Annotated in this window: 16 protein-coding genes and 1 pseudogene; 2 read left to right on the top strand and 15 right to left on the bottom strand. The window is 68.0% G+C overall.

The window, feature by feature from the left end; translation table 11 throughout:
* Nucleotides 1–30 precede the first annotated feature (30 nt).
* From IWX89_RS12665 to IWX89_RS12595, 15 genes and pseudogenes are all read right to left on the bottom strand, one after another.
* Nucleotides 31–285 carry a hypothetical protein gene (locus IWX89_RS12665; RefSeq protein ID WP_134509518.1) on the bottom strand — a complete coding sequence of 85 codons (255 nt, stop codon included), beginning with the start codon at nt 283–285 and terminating at the stop codon, nt 31–33.
* Nucleotides 282–878: a DUF308 domain-containing protein gene (locus IWX89_RS12660; RefSeq protein ID WP_196903906.1), complete on the bottom strand. Its 597-nt coding sequence runs from the start codon at nt 876–878 to the stop codon at nt 282–284. The genes IWX89_RS12665 and IWX89_RS12660 overlap by 4 nt, the downstream gene beginning before the upstream one ends.
* Before the next feature lie 90 nt (nt 879–968).
* Nucleotides 969–2,342, bottom strand: coding sequence for an NAD(P)(+) transhydrogenase (Re/Si-specific) subunit beta (locus tag IWX89_RS12655; protein WP_196903905.1), 1,374 nt, complete (start codon nt 2,340–2,342; stop codon nt 969–971).
* The gene (locus tag IWX89_RS12650) at nt 2,339–2,650 is read right to left on the bottom strand and encodes an NAD(P) transhydrogenase subunit alpha (protein ID WP_196903904.1); all 312 of its coding nucleotides are present in this window, start codon (nt 2,648–2,650) and stop codon (nt 2,339–2,341) included. Before IWX89_RS12650 ends, IWX89_RS12655 begins: the two co-directional genes overlap by 4 nt.
* The gene (locus tag IWX89_RS12645; RefSeq protein ID WP_196903903.1) at nt 2,650–3,810 is read right to left on the bottom strand and encodes a Re/Si-specific NAD(P)(+) transhydrogenase subunit alpha; all 1,161 of its coding nucleotides are present in this window, start codon (nt 3,808–3,810) and stop codon (nt 2,650–2,652) included. Before IWX89_RS12645 ends, IWX89_RS12650 begins: the two co-directional genes overlap by 1 nt.
* A gap of 241 nt (nt 3,811–4,051) precedes the next feature.
* A complete protein-coding gene (gene dnaB / locus IWX89_RS12640) occupies nt 4,052–5,443 on the bottom strand; it encodes a replicative DNA helicase (protein WP_134509528.1) in 1,392 nt (463 codons plus the stop codon).
* Nucleotides 5,444–5,882: 439 nt separating this feature from the next.
* On the bottom strand, nt 5,883–6,332 hold the full coding sequence (gene rplI, locus IWX89_RS12635) for a 50S ribosomal protein L9 (protein ID WP_134540375.1): 450 nt from the start codon (nt 6,330–6,332) through the stop codon (nt 5,883–5,885).
* 9 nt (nt 6,333–6,341) lie between these two features.
* Entirely contained in the window at nt 6,342–6,605 is a 264-nt protein-coding gene (rpsR, locus tag IWX89_RS12630; protein ID WP_035835236.1) for a 30S ribosomal protein S18, read from the bottom strand.
* 54 nt (nt 6,606–6,659) lie between these two features.
* On the bottom strand, nt 6,660–7,163 hold the full coding sequence (locus tag IWX89_RS12625; protein ID WP_134509532.1) for a single-stranded DNA-binding protein: 504 nt from the start codon (nt 7,161–7,163) through the stop codon (nt 6,660–6,662).
* 180 nt (nt 7,164–7,343) lie between these two features.
* Nucleotides 7,344–7,712: pseudogene (gene rpsF / locus IWX89_RS19035) on the bottom strand (30S ribosomal protein S6); the annotation flags it as partial.
* Between the two features lie 265 nt (nt 7,713–7,977).
* Nucleotides 7,978–8,964 (bottom strand): hypothetical protein, encoded by a 987-nt coding sequence (locus IWX89_RS12615; protein ID WP_196903902.1) that lies wholly within the window; start codon nt 8,962–8,964, stop codon nt 7,978–7,980.
* Nucleotides 8,965–9,202: 238 nt separating this feature from the next.
* Nucleotides 9,203–10,537: a sugar ABC transporter substrate-binding protein gene (locus tag IWX89_RS12610; protein ID WP_196903901.1), complete on the bottom strand. Its 1,335-nt coding sequence runs from the start codon at nt 10,535–10,537 to the stop codon at nt 9,203–9,205.
* A gap of 45 nt (nt 10,538–10,582) precedes the next feature.
* Complete coding sequence (locus IWX89_RS12605; RefSeq protein WP_196903900.1) at nt 10,583–11,404, bottom strand: carbohydrate ABC transporter permease; 822 nt, start codon at nt 11,402–11,404, stop codon at nt 10,583–10,585.
* On the bottom strand, nt 11,391–12,287 hold the full coding sequence (locus IWX89_RS12600) for a sugar ABC transporter permease (protein ID WP_307836545.1): 897 nt from the start codon (nt 12,285–12,287) through the stop codon (nt 11,391–11,393). Before IWX89_RS12600 ends, IWX89_RS12605 begins: the two co-directional genes overlap by 14 nt.
* The gene (locus IWX89_RS12595; protein ID WP_196903898.1) at nt 12,277–13,707 is read right to left on the bottom strand and encodes a CCA tRNA nucleotidyltransferase; all 1,431 of its coding nucleotides are present in this window, start codon (nt 13,705–13,707) and stop codon (nt 12,277–12,279) included. The genes IWX89_RS12600 and IWX89_RS12595 overlap by 11 nt, the downstream gene beginning before the upstream one ends.
* 80 nt (nt 13,708–13,787) lie before the next feature.
* On the opposite strand from IWX89_RS12595, the gene IWX89_RS12590 reads away from it, so the two are divergent.
* Nucleotides 13,788–16,082: a DUF6049 family protein gene (locus IWX89_RS12590; RefSeq protein ID WP_231383241.1), complete on the top strand. Its 2,295-nt coding sequence runs from the start codon at nt 13,788–13,790 to the stop codon at nt 16,080–16,082.
* A complete protein-coding gene (gene murJ, locus IWX89_RS12585; RefSeq protein WP_196903896.1) occupies nt 16,075–17,691 on the top strand; it encodes a murein biosynthesis integral membrane protein MurJ in 1,617 nt (538 codons plus the stop codon). The genes IWX89_RS12590 and murJ overlap by 8 nt, the downstream gene beginning before the upstream one ends.
* Nucleotides 17,692–17,729 lie beyond the last annotated feature (38 nt).

Genomic DNA, 17,729 nt, shown 5'->3' with positions numbered 1-17,729 from the left:
CCCGCGCGGCCGCACCACCCGCGGCCGAGGTCAGAGGCCCTTGTTCTGCTCGTCCAGATCGGTCTTCTCGGCGTCATTCGGCTTCATGCCGAGCACGAGCATCGCGATCACGACGAGCACGACGATGAAGGTCACGCCGAAGCCGATCACGGCCAGAACGGGTTCGCGCGTGCTCATCAGGATCACCAGCCCGAGGAAGAGCGCCATCACGCCGGACAGGCCGACGAGTTCGAGCGGCTTCAGGAGTTCGGAGCGGCTGGGCTTGCGGGGGGTGTTCTGGGTCACAGGGTGTCCGAATCGTTGGGTGGTGCCGGGTCGACGCGCGCGGCGGGCGTCGCCCATTTGAGTGAGAGCCCGGCGATGACGAGGTAGACGCCGAGCAGCACGAGGTAGGCACCGAACAGGCCGACGGAGACGACGGCGTTCGGCGGCAGGAGCAGGAAGACGAGGGCGAGCACCGCGGTCAGCGAGCCGACCAGCATCCAGTCGCGGTCGCCCGGGTCGCGGCGGCGGGCACGGATGCCGCTGTACAGCTCGGCGAAGCCGGTCACGGCCGCCCATACGGTGACGAGGTAGAGGAAGAAACCGAGCCCGCCGCCGTGGAAGACCAGGGCAATCGTGCCGGCGGTCACGCCCACGGAACCCTGGACAAGGAACAGGGAGCGGTCCCGCGGGTCGGCCAGGGTGCGGCGGCTGAGCACGCCCACCGCCAGGCCGCTGAGCAGGGCGAAGGCGCCGAACGCGAAGAGGCCGAATTCGGCCGAGTGGTTCGCGTTGAACGTGATCGCTGCGGCCGGCACGAGGGCCAGCGCCGCGCGCACGATCGGGACCGTCCAGTACCGGGCGCCGACGGCGCTGACTGCCTGGACGTTCGCCACGCGGCAACCTCTTTCGTAACGGGTTAGGACTGGTTCAGTCTACGCGGCGCGCCTCCGGTCAGGCTGCGCGTGGCTGGACCGCCCCGACGTTCACAGGGCGTTGACGGCGCCGAGCATCTTGGTCAGCGAGTCCTTGGCGTCGCCGAAGAGCAGGCTGGTCTTCGGGTCGTAGAGAAGCTCGTTCTCGATCCCGGCGAAGCCCGGGCGCATCGACCGCTTGAGGAAGACGACCTGGCGGGCCTCGCCGACGTCGAGGATCGGCATGCCGTAGATCGGTGAGCCGGGAGACGTCTTCGCTGCGGGGTTGACGACGTCGTTGGCCCCGACGACGAGGGCGACGTCGGTGTTCTTGAACTCGGGGTTGACCTCGGCCATCTCCCGGAGCGACTCGTAGGGCACGTTCGCCTCGGCGAGCAGCACGTTCATGTGGCCCGGCATCCGCCCGGCGACCGGGTGGATGGCGAAGACGACCTCCACGCCGCGCGCCTCGAGCGTGGTGGCCAGTTCGGCGATCGTGTGCTGCCCCTGCGCCACGGCGAGGCCGTAGCCGGGCACGATCACGACCCGCTGGGCGTAGTTGAGCAGCACCGCCACGTCCTCGGGGTTGGACGTGCGCACCGGGCGGTCGCTCTGGGTGGTCGACCCCGCCGTCGAGCCGCCCTTGAACGCGCCGAAGAGGATGCCGCTGACCCCGCGGCCCATCGCCGAGGCCATGGCCCGGGTGAGGATGGTGCCGCTCGCGCCGACGAGGGTGCCGGCCACGACGAGAAGCAGGTTGCCGAGCACGATGCCGGAGGCGGCGACCGCAAGGCCGGTGAACGCGTTGAGCAGCGAGATGACGATCGGAACGTCGGCGCCGCCGACCGGCAGCACGAGCAGGGCACCTGCGATGAGGCCGATGGCGAGGAGGATGACCGCCCAGAGCGCGGCGCCGGTCGCGACGACGAAACCGCCGGCGACGAGGGCCACGAGCACGATTGCGCCCATCACAAGAGCGAGCCCCGGGAAGACGAGCGGGCGGGAGCTGATCAGGCCCTGCAGCTTGCCGACGGTGACGGCCGACCCGGAGAACGAGACGGCGCCGACGAGCATCGTGAAGACCACGGCCACCTTGGCCCACGGCTCGCCGCTGTTGCCGAGCTCGAGCATCGCGACGAGGGCGGCCGCTCCTCCGCCGACGCCGTTGAACAGCGCGACGAGCTGGGGCATCTGCGTCATCTCGACCCGGCGGGAGACCGGGGCGGCGATCGCCGAACCGACGGCGATGGAGATCAGGATAGCCGGGATGTTCTCGATCCGGGCGGAGAGGAACACCGTGACGACGGCGAGCAGCGCGCCCGCGGCTCCGATCAGGTTGCCGCGTCGGGCGGTCTTCGGAGACGACAGCCCGCGCAGGGCGAGGATGAAGCAGACTGCGGCGACCAGGTAGAGCAGGCCGGTCCACTCGGGGGAGAGCAGGCTCATTTCTTTGCGTCCTTCGCGTCAGCGCCGGCCGGTTTGCGGGGGGCGAACATCTTGAGCATCCGGTCGGTGACGACGAAGCCGCCGACCAGGTTGGCGGTCGCGAGCACGACGGCGATCAGGGCGACCGTGAGCAGCCACGGGTTCAGGCTCTGACCGGCGACCGTGATGGCACCGATCAGAATGATGCCGTGGATCGCGTTCGCGCCGCTCATCAGGGGCGTGTGCAGGGTGCTCGAGACCTTGGAGACGACCTCGAAGCCGACGAACACCGCCAGGACGACGACGGTCAGCAGGGTGACGGGATCCATCAGTGTTCTCCGTTCGATGCTGCGGCGGTCAGTGCCGCCGCGGTCGGCGCGTGTCGCACCTCGCCGGCGTGGGTGAGACAGGCGCCGGCGATGACCTCGTCGGTGAAGTCGGGGGAGACCTGCCCGCCGTGCGTCATCAGGGCGAGGAGGTTGGCCACGTTCTTGGCGTAGAGCCGGGAGGCGTCGGCAGGCATGGTCGACGCCGGGTCCTTCATGCCGACCAGGGTGACCACGCCGTCGTCGGCGCTGGTGCGCACGAAGACGTCCTGCCCGGCGACGACACCCTCGACGTTGCCGCCGGATTCGGCGGCCAGGTCGATGACGACCGAGCCCATCCGCATGCCGGCGACCATCTCGCGCGTCACCAGCAGGGGTGCCGGGCGGCCCGGGATCGCGGCCGTGGTGATCAGCACATCGGCGGCGGCCACGTGGGGAGCGAGCAGGTCGCGCTGGCGCACGGCACGGTCCTCGCTGAGCTCGCGGGCGTATCCGCCGACCCCCTCGATGGCGTCCAGGTCGAGCGTGATGAAGGTTCCGCCCATCGAGGTGACCTCGTCGGCCGACGCCGGTCGCACGTCGTATGCGGACACGCGGGCGCCCAGGCGCTTGGCGGTGGCGATGGCCTGCAGGCCGGCGACTCCGGCCCCGAGCACGAGCACGCGGGCGGGCGGGATCGTTCCGGCCGCGGTCATGTAGAGCGGGAAGAACCGGGGGAAACGGATGGCGGCCTCGAGCACGACGCGGTAGCCGGCGACGAGGGCCTGGGAGGTGAGGGCATCCATTGACTGGGCCCGGGAGATGCGCGGCACCAGTTCGAGGGCGAAGGCGGTGACCCCGGCCTGCGCGAGGGCTGCCACGGTGGGCAGCTCGGCGGCCGGCGCGGCCAGGCCGATGGTGATCTGGTCGGGGTGGAGTTGCGCCGCGCGCTCCGGGCTGAGCGGTCGCACGTGGCAATACACGTCGACCTCGGCGAGCGGAAGCTCAGCGACGACGGATGCCCCGGCCTCCGTGTAGGCGGCGTCGGGATGACCTGCCTCGACACCGGCCCCGGATTCGATCAGAACCTCGACGCCGAGCGCCGTCATCTGGAGCACCGTCTCCGGTGTTGCCGCAACGCGGCGTTCGCCCTCATGTCGCTCTCGACCGATGCCAACCTTCACGCGCGTCTCCTCCGTGGCGCCCAGCCACGAGCGAGCACGGACCGTTCCGAACGCTTGCGCGGCACTTACGCCCCATTCGTAGCGTAGCGGTGATCGTTTGCCGCTCGGCGAATATGATCGCACGCGCGCGTCGCCACCGCGTACCGATGCGGGAATGGGTACCGGTGCGGGAATGGAATGACGGGGATGGCTGGGAGTCCGGTGAACCTGGAACCCTCCGGACGGTCCGGTGCCCGGGTTGTTAGGCCCCCGGCACCATGTCCGCGAAGCGCGAGTAGTGGCCGTGGAACGCGACCGTGACCGTGCGGGTGGGACCGTTGCGGTGCTTGGCAACGATGAGGTCGGCCTCGCCCGCGCGCGGATTGTCTTTCTCGTAGGCGCTCTCGCGGTGCAGGAGGATGACCATGTCGGCATCCTGCTCGAGCGAGCCGGACTCTCGGAGGTCGGAGATGGCAGGCATCTTGTCTGCACGCTGTTCGGGGCCACGGTTCAGCTGGGACAGCGCGATCACGGGAACCTGTAGTTCCTTGGCCATCAGCTTGAGCGCCCGCGAGAACTCACTGACCTCCTGCTGGCGGGACTCCACCTTCTTGCCTGACGTCATCAGCTGCAGGTAGTCGATGATGACCATTTTCAAGCCGACGCGCTGCTTGAGCCGACGGCATTTGGCCCGGATCTCGACCAGCGTCATGTTGGGGCTGTCGTCGATGTAGAGCGGGGCGTCATTGATGCGGCCGCGGGTGGCCGCGATCGTGGTCCAGTCCCGGGCGTCGACAGATCCCTTGCGCATGCTCTGCAGCGGTACGGAGGCCTCGGCGGCGAGCAGGCGCATCGCGATCTCGCTGCGGCCCATTTCCAGGGAGAAGAAGATGCTGGGCATGTCGTGTTTGATCGACGCGGCCCGGGCGAAGTCGAGGGCCAGTGTGGACTTGCCGAGGGCCGGGCGGGCCGCCACGATGATCAACTGGCCAGGGTGGAAGCCGTTGGTGAGCTCGTCCATGTCAGCGAAGCCGGTCGGCACCCCGGTCATCTGGCCGTCCTTGAGCTTGGCGGCCTCGATCTCGTCGATGGCGGCCGTCACGGCATCCGTCAACGGCACGTAGTCTTCGGTTTCTGTGCCGCCGGTGACGGCGTAGATCTCGGCCTGGGCCGTGTTCACCAGGTCGAGCACCTCGCCCTCGCCGGAGTAGCCCATCTGGGCGATGCGGGTGCCCGCCTCGACCAGTCGGCGCAGCAACGCCCGTTCGGCGACGATCGAGGAGTAGAAGCCCGCGTTGGCCGCGGTCGGAACCAGGCTGGTGAGGGTGTGCAGGTAGTCGGCGCCGCCGGCCCTGGACAGTTCGCCGAGCTTGGTGAGCTCGTCGGTGACCGCGATGACGTCGGTCGGCTCACCCTGCGCGTAGAGCGAGAGGATCGCGTCGAAGATGATCTCGTGTTTGGGGATGTAGAAGTCCGCGGCCCGGACGGTCTCGACGACGTCGGCGACGGCATCTTTGCTGAGCATCATTCCGCCGAGGGCACTCTGCTCTGCGAGGAGGTCGTGGGGGAGGGTGCGCTCCGTGTGCCGGGTCTCGGCTCCGCCGCGCGCATCTGCTCCGCGCTTGTCTGCCAGACCCAAGTGAGCGATCGACACCCGTGCCTCCTTCTATTCCCGGTGCTGGTCTATCAGGGCCCACCGACAACACCTGTCCGCACCCCGTGCACACCATGAATCGGCCGCGTGCCCACGATACGGACGCGTCTTCACAGGGACCAAACCACCCTGTGGATAAGACTGTGGAGAATCTGGGCGAAACGCCGTGTGTCGTGTGCACAAGCTGTGCACTCATCTGTGGACAACTTAAGAGCTTGTGTCGAAAAATGGCATTTGACCTGCATTTAAATCTATTCACAGCTGTGTGTAAAAACTTGTCTCAACTACGCCTTGAACGTTGGGATTATGAGACGTGCCCTGTGTACAAAAGCTCGCTTTCAGCATCTGAAATGCCCCCGAAGTAGGGGGATACGCGGGGGTTAAAAAGGAGTAACGGTGGGGTCCTTTCGGACCCCACCGCTACTTTCGTTCCGCAGGCTTACTTTGCGGCTACCACCAGGAGGGTGATGGTCGCGCTGAGCTCGTCACGAAGACGAACCGTTGCCTTGTGCTCACCGGTCATCTTGACCGGGCTGAGCTCGATCTTGCGCTTGTCGATGGCACCGAGTCCGGCAGCCGCGACTGCCTCGGCCACGTCGGACTGCTTGACGGACCCGAAGAGGCGTCCGCCTTCGCCGGCCTTGACGACCAGCTTGACCTTGGCGTTCTCGAGTGCGGCCTTGAGTGCCTGCGCCTCTTCGAGGGTGGCGTGCTCACGGGCTACGCGAGCTGCTTTGATCTGTTCGATCTGCTTCTCGCCACCGCGGGTCCAGGACACGGCGAACCCCTGCGGGTAGAGGTAGTTACGGGCGTACCCGTTCTTGACCTCGACGATGTCACCGGGTGCTCCGAGGCCGGAGACCTCGTGCGTCAGAATGATTTTTGACATGTGGGTTCCCTACCTGCCTGAGCCGGCGTAAGGCAACAACGCCATTTCACGGGCGTTCTTGACGGCACGGGCGATCAGACGCTGCTCCTGGACGGAGACACCGGTGATGCGGCGGGCGCGGATCTTTCCACGCTCGGAGATGAACTTGCGAAGGGTGGGGACATCCTTGTAATCGATGACACCAACCCGGATCGACTTCGCGGGAGCGGCATTCTTGCCACCCTTAGCTCCGCGGAGCGGCTTGCGGCGGTCGCCGCTCGACTTTCCAGCCATGATTTCCTTACTTTCTTAAGAAGAGTTTTTCAGCCAGCTGCCCGGGGGCCTGGCTTAGAAGGGTGTCTCGTCGCTGAAGTTGCCCGGAGTGTTCCACACGTCTCCGCCGGTGTTCGCGGCGGGGGCGGTGGCTGCCCAGGGCTCGTCGTTCCCGGAGACGGCAGGCGCGCCGCCGCCACGGGGAGAGGACGATGACTGCGCGCGGGTGAGCGAAGCGGTGGCGTAGCGCAGCGAAGGACCAATTTCGTCGATCTCAAGCTCCATGCTCGTGCGCTTCTCGCCTTCCTTCGTCTCATACGAACGCTGCTTGAGACGCCCGGTAGCGATGACTCGGGAACCCTTGGTCAGTGACCCTGCAACGTGCTCGGCGAATTCACGCCAGACGCTCGCACGCAGGAACAACGACTCACCATCTTTCCACTCGCTCGATGCGCGATCGAAATTGCGCGGAGTGGATGCGATGGTGAAGTTGGCAACCGCCAGTCCGTTCTGCGTGTAACGCAGCTCCGGGTCGCTGGTGAGGTTGCCCACTACGGTGATTACGGTCTCGCCGGCCATGGGCTACTTGTCGCTTGCCTTGTCGGCGGGCACGGCAGCGGCGGGAGCGTCGGCTTCCGTCGCGGCAGGAGCGTCGACCTTGGCAGGAGCAGCCTTGACGGCCGCGGCGGCGGATGCCGATGCGGGCTTCACGGATGCGGCGACCTTGGCGGCGGGAGCGGCAGCGGCGGCTTCAGCCTTGGCTGCGATGACCTTCGGGTTGGCTGCCTTGCGGGCGGCCTTCTCGGCGGCAAGCTTGCTCGCGACGGCAACCTGGGCGATGCCTTCTTCTGCGCGGAGAACCTTGGTGCGCATGACTGCCTCGGACAGCTTCAACTGGCGGTCGAGCTCGGCCGTCGCAGAAGCGTTCGCGGTGAAGTCGACGACGGCATAGATGCCCTCGGTCTTCTTGTTGATCTCGTATGCGAGACGGCGGCGACCCCAAACGTCAACCTTGTCAATCGTTCCACCATCGTTGCGAACAACGTTGAGGAACTTGTCAAGGCTGGGAGCTACGGTGCGCTCATCGATCTCGGGATCGAGGATAACCATCAACTCGTACTGATGCATGACTAACCCACCTCCTTCGGACTAAACGGCTGCAGAATCTCTGCAACAGGAGGGTTGTGCATGTGTCGAACGCGGAGGCCGGGATTCCGGCGCGCAGACAACCTGCCAAGACTACCGGATGCCGCGCCAGTTCGCCACCGCTCCGACCCGGCGCCCTCCGCGCCGACGATTCGCCTCTCCCTGCCGCCGAGATCCACCTTTTCGGTCGAGACCGACCTGCGGACCGGTCGGTCTCGACCGCAAAGGGCGGATTGGCCGCGGAAGGTCACCGCTCAGGCCTCAGCCCGGCGGCGATGAGCAGGGTCCGGAGTCTCGTCGGACTCACCGCAACGGCCCAGAGCCAGCGAGCCATTCCCCGATTCGGGGCCCGGAGTCGGTCCTCCCTGACCTTTTCGATCCAGACGACCTCTTCAATGGTCCGGCCGGCGAGGTATTGGTCGCGGGTGTATTTCACCTTGCCGTCGAACTCACCGAGCAGGGTCAACTGACGGATGTGGTGGCGTGCCTCCCAGGTGAAGTCGACCCTGTCCTCGCCGCCGCCGGGAATCGGGTAGACGACCTGGAGCAGAGGAGCGGGCATGCCGCTGAGGTGGATGTTCGCTCGGCTGACTGATTCTCCCGTCGAACCCGACTCCCCGTCGGCGAAGTCGGCGGCAACGCGGGCGGCGCGGCATCCGCGCGCGGACCCGAGCCGTGCCACGGCCTCCCGGAGCTCGTCCTGGGCGATCGTCTCGCTACGTTCCCCGGTCGGCAGGAGATAGGGCGAGCGAAGCCCGGCGTCGAGAGTAGCCACAGCGGAGGCGAAAGGAGTCGTGCGTGCGAGATCGACCATCGTGCGCAGGCGGCTGGTGACCAGATAGCCGTCCAACTCGACGACCTCGTCGTCACAGAAATTGTCGTGGTGCCAGACGACCCAAGCGTGGGTCCGTCGCTTGGTGCCGGCGGGGAGGAGGAAATGCACCTCGGCAGGCCACGGGCCCACTATCGGCAGACCCCACACGCGAGCTGCCGAGTGGTGGGAAAGCACCGGCTGGCTGCGCCGCGTCAGCACGGCCGCCTGAATGCGCATCAGGTACTGTTCGTCGTCGTCGGCCGCCTGCCACACGTCGGCGGGGACGTAGACGCCCCGCAGCATCCGGACCTGTTCGCCTCGTTCACGCCCGCGGCGGAGATCGCGTCCGTCCAGCCCGACGAGGCTGCGGCGGCGCGTCAGGGACAGGGCTGTCGGATGCAGGAAGTCGCGTGTGTCCACCCGCCGATCATGGCGACGTGGTGCTCATCAGCACCGGAGCCAGCCGCCCTCGTGCACACCAGCCCGAGGTTGCCCCTTGTGGAGGACCACCCCCTGGGCGTCGAGTTCTACCGTTCCGGTCGAGTCCGACGGACGTACCGGTCGGGCTCGACCGAAAAGGTATCTGTCGGCGAACTGGAGCCGAGCCCCGGCAGAAGCGTAGGGAGAAAGAGGCTCCGCAGAGCGGACCGCGCTGCGCCTATTTGGCCACGGCGGCGTTGGCGGCGTCCTGCGCGGCCTTCACACCCTCGGCGACGGGAGTGCGGCCGAGGAAGACCTCCTGGAGCAGCGGTCGCATCGCGTTGTCGGCGGCGGGCCAGCCGCCGCCCGTGATGGCGGGCGCGGAGCCGTTCTCGAGCACGTCGTAGAACGCTTTGATGTCCACCTTCCTGGCGGCCCAGTAGGCGGTGTAGTCGGCCTGGGCGGCCGTGACGGCCGGGGACGCGGACCCGTTGGCGCCGATGTAGCTCGATCCCCGGGCGCTGCCGAGCCATTCGAGCACTCTCTTCGTCTCGGCGGGATGGGCGGAGGAGGTGCTGCCGGCGGCCACGATGCCGTCCACGCCGCTGATCGCTCCGGCCGGGCCGGAAGGGAGCCGGGTGACGCCCCAGGGGAAGGAGGCGCCGTCGTTGACGTTGGCGAGGTTGTAGACGCCGCTCTGGAACAGCGCCATCTTGCCCTGCAGGAACTGGTCGCGGCTGAAGTCGCCGTTGGTGTTCGTGTCGGCCGCCGACGGCGCCACGTGAGCGGTGTTGATCAGGTCGACGAGGTACTGGAACGCCGCCGTCCCCTTCGGGGACGCGAAAGAGTACTCCTCGCCGTCCTGGAAGGTCGCCCCGCCGGAGGCGACGTAGTTCAGCAGCATGGCCTGCAGGTCGTAACCGGCGTTGTAGCCGTACTGCGCCAGGCTGGTTCCGTCGAAGCCGGGGCTGTCGGCCGTGGTCCCGTTGGTGTCCTTCGTCAGCTTCTTCAGCGTCGGCAGCAGCGTGTCCGCGGCGCCGGTCGGGTCCCAGCGGAGGTCCGCGACGTCGGCCGGAGTCAGGCCCGCCTCGGCGAGCAGGTCGGCGTTGTAGTACACGGCGATGCCGGGGTCGGCGAGCTGCGGCACCCCCCAGAGCACACCGTCCCGGGTGTACTGCTTGACGACGGCCGGGGACCAGGCGGCCGCGGCATCCGCGCCCAGCGCCTTGTCGATGTTCAACAGTGCTCCGGCGTCGGCATAGGCCGGGTAGTCGCCGCCGTCCACCCAGAAGACGTCGTCGACATTCTTGCCGGCCACGTCGGTGCGCAGTTTCGTCCAGTAGTCGGCCCACGGGATCACGGTCACCGTCACGTCGATGTCCGGGTTCTTCTTCTCGAAAGCGGCGAAGGATGCCTCATACGCCTTGGCGACCTGGTCATCCCACAGCCGCACGGTCACTTTCGTCTTTGCGGCGGAGGCCTGGCCGCCGACGGTCAGTGCCGTCACCGCCCCGGCTATGACGAGCACCGCGGCAAGCGCGCTGGCGGCGATGACTGTTGAACGCTTGGGCATTGGTGTCCTTCGGGGGAGTCCGGCCGAAGCCGGGAAGCCCTAAGCCTACTTAAATCCGGAGATGGTGATGGAACGCACGAACTGCCGCTGGAAGACGAGGAAGAGCACCAGCAGGGGCACCAGGGCCAGCGTGGTCGCGGCCATCACGAGGGTCCAGTTGCCGTTGAACTGGCTCTGCAGGGACGCCGTCGCCACGGTGACCACCCGCCACTGCGGGCCGGTGGTGACCACGAGCGGCCACATGAAGCTGTTCCAGTGGCTGACGATCGTGATCAGGGTCAGGGTCGCGATGATCGGCTTCGACAACGGCACGACGATCTCCACCAGCACGTCGAGGGTGTTCGCCCCGTCGAGCCTGGCCGCGTCGATCAGCTCCTGCGGGATGCCCCGGAAATACTCCCGCAGGAGGAAGACCGCGTAGGGGGAGGCGAACGCGAACGGCAGCACGAGGCTCCAGAACGAGTTGCGCAGCCCGGCCTGCGTCATCATCAGGTAGAGCGGGATGATCAGCACCACGGGCGGGATCATCAGCGTCGACAGGTAGACCCAGAACAACACCTGGCGGCCCGGGAAGTCCACCCGGGCGAACGCGTAGGCAGCGAGGATCGAGCAGACCAGCTGGCCGATCAGGATCAGCACGGCCGCGAGCAGGGTGACCAGCACGGCGCGGCCGAACTCGGCCGGTCCGGCCAGGACCCGCACGATGTTGTCGACGGTGAACGGATCCGGCCAGGCCAGCACGGACTGCCCGGCGAACTGCTCCCGAGTCTTGAAGGCGGTGAGGATGCTCAGCAGGAAGGGGGCCAGGGTGAACGCGGCCCCGAGGCCGAGCACCAGGTAGATGCCGGCGGTCCTAGTCCATTTCATAGGTGACCCTCCTGCGGAAGTAGAGCTGCTGCGCGAGGGTGATGACGACCAGGACGACGAGCAGGACGACCGCCATCACGGCGGCACGGCCCAGGTCGAACGCGCTGAACGCTTCGTAGTAGATCCGAGCGGCGACGACATCCGTCGTGTGGGCGGGGCCGCCCTGGGTCAGCGCGTAGACCTGGTCGAACACCTGGAAGGCGGAGATCACGGTCGTGACGAGCACGAAGAACATGGTGGGGCGGAGCAGCGGGATCTTGATCTGCCAGAACAGGGCCACCGGCCCTGCGCCGTCGATCCGCGCCGCCTCCAGGATCTGCTCAGGGATGTTGAGCAGCCCCGCCATGAAGAACAGGGTGACGTATCCCACGTTGGTCCAGATCACGACGGCGGCCACGGTCGGCAGGGCGAGTGCGGGGTCGCTCAGCCATTCGATTCTTGCCCCGACCAGGGTGTTCAGCGCGCCGTCCGTGGGTGCGAGGATCCACTTCCAGACCACGCCGAGGGCGAGCGGGGCGCAGATCCACGGCAGCACGTAGATGGTGCGGAACCACGCGGAGCCTGGCAGGTCCCTCGTGAGCAGCGAGGCCGCGCCCAGCCCGATCAGGGTCTGGATCGGAACCACGAGGGCCACGAACAGGATGGTCACGAGCAGGGAATTGCCGAACACGCCGTCCGACAGCACAGAGCGGTAGTTGTCCAGGCCGACGAAGCCGATCGGGCCGATCAGGTCCCAGCTCTGGAAACTGAGCCACACGACCACCAGCACGGGCAGCAGCATGAAACACACGACCCCGAACAGGCTGGGCGCGAGCAGCGCGTAGCCGGTGACCGTGTTGCGCCGACGGATGCCGGGGTGACGTCTCCGGCGGTTACTCGCCACGCCCTGCCCACCAGGCCTGCAACCGGCGCGTTGCCTCGTCCTCGCCCAACGGCCCGTCATCGAGGCGCTGTTCCAGCAGGTACCGGTAGGCCTCGCCCACCTCACGCCCCGGGCGCACGCCGAGAATCGCCATGATCTGTTCCCCGTCGAGGTCCGGGCGCACCGCGGCCATCTCCTCTTGCTCGGCGAGCTCGCGGATCCTCTGCTCGAGGTCGTCGTAGGCGAAGCCCAGGCGGTCGGCCTTGCGCCGGTTCCGGGTGGTCACGTCGGCGCGGGTCAGGATGTGCAGGCGTTCGAGCTGGTCGCCGGCATCCCGCACGTAACGGCGCACCGCCGAGTCGGTCCAGGCTCCCTCGCTGTAGCCGAAGAATCGCAGGTGCAGTTCGATCAGCTTGGAGACGGCGGCGATGGTGTCATTGTCGAAGCGCAGGGCACGCAGCCGCTTCTTGGCCAGCTTCGAGCCGACCAGGTCGTGATGGTAGAAACTGACCACCCCTCCCGGTTCGAGCTTGCGGGTGGCCGGCTTGCCGATGTCGTGCAGGAGCGCCGCCAGCCGCACGATCAGGTCGGGCCCGTCGAAGCCGCCGCGGGACTTCTCATAGCCGATCGCCTGATCGAGCACGGTGAGCGTGTGCTGGTAGACGTCCTTGTGATGGTGGTGCTCGTCGACCTCGAGCCGTAGCGCGGGGATCTCGGGAAGCACCCGGTCGAAGAGGCCGGACTCGACCAGCAGTTCCAGGCCGACGTGCGGGCTCTCCGAGCGGAGGAGCTTGGACAGTTCCTCGCAGACGCGTTCGGCCGAGATGTTGCGGATGCTGTCGGCCATCGCCTCCATCGCCGCCGCGGTGTCGAGGTCGAGTCGAAAGCCCAGCTGGGCCGTGAACCGGGCGGCCCGCATCATCCGCAGCGGGTCGTCGCCGAATGACACCTCGGGCGAGATCGGAGTGCGCAGGACCCCGGCGAGCAGGTCGTCGATCCCGTTCGCCGGGTCGACGAGGGTGAGGCCGGGCAGGCGGAGGGCCAGGGCGTTCACCGTGAAGTCGCGGCGGAGCAGATCGTCCTCGAGGCTCCGGCCGAAGACGACCTCGGGCTTGCGGGTCTGCCCGTCGTAGCTGTCTGCCCGGTAGGTGGTGATCTCGACGGTCTCACCGGCGACCCTGGCCCCAATGGTGCCGAAGGCCCGGCCGATGTCCCACTGGGCGTCTGAGATCGGCTTCACGATCTCAAGGATCTGATCCGGGGTGGCATCCGTGGTGAAGTCGAGGTCGTTGATCGCGCGATCGAGGAACGCGTCCCTGACCGGTCCGCCGACCAGGGCAAGCTCGTGGCCTGCCGCTGCGAAGGCGTGCGCCAGGGCCGAAACCGGGGGAGTGGCAGCCAGGTCGCCCAGCCGCGTGAGGGCTGTCGCGACGCTCTGCATGACCTCCATGTTAGTTGCTGGGCGCGTCGCAGCCCGCCCCGGGCCGGATATCCCAGCCTGCACGCCGTAGAATCCCCTACATGGTGGCCGACTCAATTCCTGCGCGTCGGCCTGCGCTCCCCGAACCGCGCGCTGGTCGGCGCGGGCCGGTCAGGGCACTGCTCGGAGCCGTTCTCGCCCTCCTGGTGGCCGTGGCATCGCCTCTCGCCGCCTCTGCCCTGCCGGCCGCCGCCAGTTCCACCGCCAGGGCACACGCCTCTTCCAGTACCGTCCCGGCCAATTCGGTGAGCATCGCCGTTGCCCCGGTTTCGCTGAAGCCATTGCACGCCGGGGAAGACCTCGTCCTCACGGTCACCATCAAGAACGGGACCGCCGATCCGATCGCTCCCGGCACGATCGACCTCTATCTAGCCGAGCGCGCGCTGACCAGCCGTTCCGCCCTCAACAACTGGCTCCGCCCGGAGAAGGCGGGGAAGCCGGGCGACCTGATGAAGAGCGAGGCGATGAAGGCTCCCGTGCAGCCGGACAGCACCGAGATCATCACCGTCACCGTTCCCGCCGACTCCGTCGGCCTCACCACCGGGAACGCCTGGGGTGCCCGCGGGATCGCGGTCACCCTGACCGACAGCGGCGACGTGCTGGCCCAGGGCCGGGGAACCTTCGTCTGGTATTCGGACGAGGAGCTGACCCCGGTGAACGTCGCGGTGGTCATGCCGATAACCGCGCCGGAACAGACGACGGGCCTGATCCCCGAAAAGGCGCTCGAGACGTTCACCAGTCCCACGGGTGTGCTCACCCGCCAGCTCGAGGGCGTGATCGATCGGCCGGTCGCCATCGCCATCGACCCCCAGATCATCGTGTCCATCCGCATCCTGGGCAGTTCGGCGCCACCCAGCGCGACCGCCTGGCTCGACCGGCTGACCCGGGCGACAAACGAAATATTCCCACTCAGCTATGCAGATGCGGACCTCTCCCTCCAGACCCAGGCCGGGGCCGCGGCGCTTCTCGCACCGACCTCGTTCGACCAGGCGATCGACCCCACCCTGTTCACCACCCCCACCGCGACAGGCACGCCGGCCCCGACGGAGACAGCAACCGCGCCGCCGGTTCCCTCCACCACTCCGGCCCCCTCCGACGCTCCCACCCCACCGGCGGGGCCGGTCGGCGGAGCCGCCCCGACCACCGAACAGCTGCTGGCCTGGAACTACACGGCGACCGACATCGGGTGGCCGCACGAGGGGTCCGTTGCTGCCGCCGACCTGCCCACCTTCACGGCCGGCGGCCTGGGCACGACGATCCTGGCCGGCAGCAACGCGAGCCAGTCCGACAGCGACGTCACCCCGAACACCGCAGTCGCCCTCGGTGACGGCGCCGGCACCGGGCTCGTGATGGACGATCCGCTTTCGAAGGCCCTGCGCACGGCCGCCGCATCGACCTCCGACGATTCCTGGCGTGAGGCCATGGCGGAGGTCGGCTCGCAACTCGCGGTCGTCTCGGCCGAGAAGCCCGGCACGACGCGCACCCTGCTCGCCACCTTCGACCGGGGCTGGCCACCGAGCGCCGCCCGACTCAGTCAGACGCTCGACGCCCTCGCGGCGCTCAGCTGGCACGCCCCGGCCACTCTGGCCGCCGCACGCGCCGCCACCACCACCGACGTCACGTTCGAGGGCCACACCGAACCGGCCGCGCGCACCGAACTCGCCAAGCAATTGCTCGCACGCGAGTCCGAAGTGGCGGCGTTCTCCTCGGCCCTGACCGTCCCCCTGCCGGTGACCGCCGAGCACCGTCTGACCCTGCTCTCGCTGCTGGCGAATTCCTGGGCTTCCCAGCCGGGCAGCTGGCGGGATGCCGTCGGCACCAGCCTGGTCGATTCCTCCGCCCTGCTGCGTTCCGTCTCGGTCTCGACCAAGGGCCCGATCAACGTCCTGGGCAGCAAGGTGGACATCCCCGTCACGCTCGACAACACGCTGGGCCAGGCCGTCACCGTGCGGGTGCAGGTCGTGCCCTCGAACGGGCGCCTCCTGGTCGGCAGTGACGTCGAGTCCACGATCGAAGCACAATCCGCCCGGACCGTGCTGGTGCCCGTGACCTCGGCGGTCGGGAACGGGACGGTGACCCTGCGGGTGACCCTGTTCACCCCGGCCGGCACCATGATCAACCAGCCGGCCCTCATCCCGATCAATGTGCGCGCCGATTGGGAGGGCCTCGGGTCGCTCATCTTCGCCGCCGCCGTCGTGCTGTTCTTCGGCTTCGGCGTGTGGCGCAACATCCTGCGCCGTCGCCGGGAACGTGACGAGCCCGGCACTGCCACCGACCCGAACGCCGCCGCCCGGCCGGCTTCCTCGAACCCGGCCGGGACGGAGCCGAATGCCTAAGACCGGCAGCATCGGACGCGCGAGCGCGTTCCTGGCCTCGGGCACGATCGTGTCCCGCATCCTCGGCTTCATCAAACTGATCGTGCTCGCCGGCGTGATCGGCCAGGTCGGCCAGAGCACCAACGCGTTCGCCGTCGCCAACCAGCTGCCGAACACCGTGTACGTGATCGTCGCCGGCGGTGTGCTGACGGCGGTGCTGGTGCCCCAGATTGTGCGGGCGAGCCTGCACGCCGACGGCGGCACGGCCTACATCAACAAGCTCGTCACCCTCGCCCTCGTCATCGTCGGCGTCACGACCGTCGTTGCCACGGCGCTCGCCCCGGTCCTGACCCTGCTCTACGCGCCGAACATGAAGCCCGGGGCGCTGGCGCTGGCCACCGCTTTCGCGTTCTGGTGCCTGCCTCAGATCTTCTTCTACGGCCTGTACACGGTGCTGGGCGAGGTGCTCAACGCCCGCAAGTCGTTCGGCCCGTTCACCTGGGTGCCTGTGCTCAACAACGTCGTCGCGATCGCCGGCCTGGTCGTGTTCGCCGTGCTCTACGGCGCCGACCCGGACGGCGTGCGCCAGGCCGGCGAGTTCACCCCGGTGATGATCGCTCTTCTGGCGGGAAGCGCCACACTCGGCGTGGTGCTGCAGGCGGTCGTGCTGTTCTACTTCTGGCACCGGATCGGACTGCGCTTCCGTCCGGACTTCCACTTCCGCGGGGTCGGCCTCGGCGCGGCAGGCAAGATGGCGAGCTGGACCTTCGGAATGCTGCTGCTGACCACCGTCGCCGGCATCGTCGAGACACGGGTGGTCACGCTGGCCGGCGACACCGACGCATCCGTCGCAGTGTTGAACACGGCGTGGCTGATCTTCATGCTGCCCCATTCGGTGATCACCGTCTCGGTCGCCACGGCCTACTTCACCCGGATGAGCGAGCACGCAGCGGTCGGCAAGCTCGACCTGGTGCGCACGGATGCCTCATCCGCCATCCGCGGAACGACCCTGATCATCGTGCTGGCCTCCGCCGTGATCGCCGTCTGCGCCTACCCGTTCGCCGCGGTCTTCGTCTCCCGGTTCGGCCAGGTGCAGGGCATCGGCAACGTGATCGTCGCCTACGTGATCGGCCTGGTCGCCTTCTGCGTACTCTTCGTCGTCCAACGCACGTTCTACGCGCTCGGCGACACCCGCACGCCGTTCTTCTTCACCCTGTTCCAGGTCGTCCTCGTCATCATCGGAGTGCTCGCCTGCGCCTTCCTGCCGAGCGCGTGGATCGCGGCGGGCATCGCCCTCACGGTCACGGTGTCCGGGATCGCCCAGGCCGGGTTGGCCGCCTGGCTGCTGCGCCGGCGGCTCGGCGGGATCGACGGCAGCCGCATCGTGCGCAGCCTGGTCAAGTACCTCGTGGCGGCGGTTCCCCCGATCGTGCTCGGCCTCGTTCTGCTCGTCGTTCTCGGTGGCACGCACGAGAACGGCTTCGCCCTGTCGGGCAAGGCGCAGGCCATTGCCGTGATGCTGGTCATCGGCGCATCCATGTCGGTCGTCTACTTCGGACTGCTCCTGCTGATGCGCAGCGACGAACTGCGCGGCTTCCTCGCCCCGGTCTTCGCCCGCCTCCGGCGCTGACCGGCTTCCGGTCGAACCGGCGCCGACCGCCCCCAGCC

Source organism: Cryobacterium sp. MP_M3 (genome assembly GCF_015752155.1).
In the GTDB taxonomy this organism is placed as follows: Bacteria; Actinomycetota; Actinomycetes; order Actinomycetales; family Microbacteriaceae; genus Cryobacterium.
This window is presented reverse-complemented; position numbering and strand designations above follow the sequence as displayed.